This is a genomic window from Mesorhizobium sp. M7A.F.Ca.US.005.03.2.1 (assembly GCF_003997795.1).
GTDB classification, from domain to species: Bacteria; Pseudomonadota; Alphaproteobacteria; order Rhizobiales; family Rhizobiaceae; genus Mesorhizobium; species Mesorhizobium ciceri.
The window spans coordinates 1-2,615 of sequence record NZ_RZRP01000864.1; the positions used below are offsets into that span (position 1 = coordinate 1).

At 66.1% G+C, this 2,615-nt stretch carries 3 protein-coding genes; all 3 read right to left on the reverse strand.

Annotation, left to right across the window (positions count from 1 at the left end; genetic code table 11):
• Positions 1-120 precede the first annotated feature (120 nt).
• Positions 121-1,068 (reverse strand): ABC transporter permease, encoded by a 948-nt coding sequence (locus EN991_RS31625; protein ID WP_127366994.1) that lies wholly within the window; start codon positions 1,066-1,068, stop codon positions 121-123.
• A 3-nt stretch (positions 1,069-1,071) separates the two neighbouring features.
• Positions 1,072-2,052, reverse strand: coding sequence for an ABC transporter permease (locus EN991_RS31630; RefSeq protein WP_164753495.1), 981 nt, complete (start codon positions 2,050-2,052; stop codon positions 1,072-1,074).
• A 1-nt stretch (position 2,053) separates the two neighbouring features.
• Positions 2,054-2,615, reverse strand: a 562-nt coding sequence (locus EN991_RS31635; protein ID WP_164769508.1) for an ATP-binding cassette domain-containing protein, incomplete at its 5' end; no start/stop codon positions are given.

Consider the following 2,615-nt stretch of genomic DNA (forward strand, 5'->3'; position numbering starts at 1 on the left):
ATTCAGCGGCCGTGGCCACGCGAACGGGATTTACAGCGCCATAACGTCGAAGGGAACCGGATGTCGGCCTGGCACAATGATTACTGGCCTTGAAGGTGTCTGGGACGACGAAGGCGGAGGCTACCGCAGCGCCTTCTGCCCGCCCGCCGCCGTGATCACCCCGACAATGATCAGCCCCGTCAGCAGCAACCGCACCCCCGCGCTCACCCCAAACGTGTTGAGCATGGTCAAAAGCAGCACCAGGAACAAAGCCGCGCCCCAGACGCCGGGGACATTGGCCTTGCCGCCGGCGACCGACGTGCCGCCGATGACGACGACGGCGATCGAGGCCAGCAGGTATTCGTTGCCGATGTCGACATTGGCGCCGCGGAAATAGCCGGCGAGCAGCGCGCCGTCGATGCCGCCGAGCGCGCCCGACAGCGTGTAGGTGAGGAAGCGGATGCGGCCGACATTGACACCGGCCAGCCACGCCGCGCGAATGTTCTGGCCGATCGCCAGCACCGAGCGGCCATAGATCATACGCTGCAGCGCGATGGCCGCGCCGACGGTGAACAATACCGTGAGGATCGCCAGCACCGGAATGCCCAGCACCTGCCAGTTGGCAAAATCGGCGAAGCCCGGCGGCGGCTTGATCTGCAGCCCGCGGCCATAGCTGATGTCGATCGACTGGATGATGAAGCTGGCCGATAGCGTGGCGATGATCGGCGGGATGCGCAGCGCCCAGATCAGCAGGTAGTTGGCGGCGCCGATCGCCGCCCCGCAGGCAAGTGCCGCCAAAAGCCCGACCGCGATCATGGAATCGTTGCCGTCCATCACCTTCATCGCGACGGCGCTGGCAAGGCCGATATTGGCCGGCAGCGACAGGTCGACATTGCCTGGTCCCAGCGTGATGACGAACATCTGGCCGACGCCGACAATGACGGTGAATACCGCCAGCGAAAGGGCTGCCGTCACCATGCCACCCCCGCCATAGCCGCCGGTGAAGGCGATCGTCGCCAGCCACACCAGCAGCGCGCCGAGGAACGACCAGATCCAGGGTTTGGTAAGCAGCGATCTCACCGATGTCATCGCTCACCTCTCCTTGCGGCTGATCAGCACGCGCGCCGCCAGCACGATGATCAGGATGGCGCCGTTGGCGGCCACCTGCCAGTCGGGTGGAATGTGCATGAAGGTGAGCAGCGGCGAGGCGGCCAGCGCCAGCGTCAGCGCGCCGATCACCGCACCGATCGGCGACACCCGGCCGCCGACGAATTCGCCGCCGCCGAGGATGACGCCGGCGATCGCCAGCAGCGTGTAGCCATTGCCGATATTGGCATCGGCCGAGGTGGTGATGCCGATCAGCGCCATGCCGGACAGCACGCCGAACAGGCCGGCGAGCGCAAACAGCACGATCTTGGTTCGGAGCAGCGACCAGCCGGCGCGACCGAGTGCCGCCGGATTGCCGCCCGAGCCGCGCAAGATCACGCCATAGGAGGTGCGCATCAGGCCGAAATGGACGATGAGGCCGATCAGCAGCGCGGCGATGATCGGAAACGGCACGAAAGGCGGCTTGAACGCCATCAGCCCGAGCAGCCAGTCCGGCGCCTTGCCGCCCGGTTTGGGCAGGACGAGAATCGCGAGCCCCTGCCAGACGAAGCTCATGCCGAGCGTCACCACGATGGACGGCAGGTTGCGCAGATGGATCAGTGCGCCGAGCAGCGCATAGACGCCGATCGATCCGAGCAGGATGGCGGCGCCGAGCAGCGGCGCGTCCTTCAGCCAGGTCGCGGTGACACAGCCGACGAAGCCGACGAAAGTGCCGATCGACAGGTCGAGCTCGTTTCCGGCAATGACGAACATCTGCGCGATCGTCGCCAGCGCGATCGGGATCGCCAGGTTGAGCATCAGGCTGAAGCCGAAATAGCTGATGGCGCGCGGGTTGAGCCAGGCGATGGCGAGCAGCACCAGCGCCAGCGACAGCGCCGGCAGCAGCCCGCGCAGCAGGCGCGCGCGGGCCAGCGCGCCGCGCTCGGCGGAAGTCCTGGCAGCGGTGTCGAGGCTGGCGGCCGTCATCTCAGGCCGCATCGCCGAAGGAGGACTGGATGATCTTCTCTTCGGTCAACTCGTCGCGACGCAGATTGGCGACGATGCGGCCGTTCTTGAAGACATAGATGTGGTCGCAATTGTCGAGCTCTTCGGTTTCCGTGGTGTACCAGAGGAAGGTACGGCCGCGACCGGCCTCTTCGCGCACGAGGTCGTAGACCTCCAGCTTGGTGCCGATGTCGACGCCACGCATCGGGTCGTCCATCAGCACGATCTGTGCATCCGAGCCGAGCGCACGCGCAAACAGCGCCTTCTGCTGGTTGCCGCCCGATAGCGAGAAAATGTTGTTGTTCATGTCAGGCGTACGGATGCCGATCTTCTTCTGCCAGAATGCGGCAAGCTCGGCCTCGCGCTGCGGCGAGATCAGCAGCCCGTTGCGCAGCCGCGCCAGCGAGCGGATGCCGATGTTCTCAGCAATCGACCATTGCGGAAAGATGCCATCCGACTGGCGGTCGCCGGCGACCAGCGCCACCGGCGCTGTCACCTCGATGCCGGCCCGGGCGCGCGTGGCGCCGCGGAAGATCGCCAGCAGC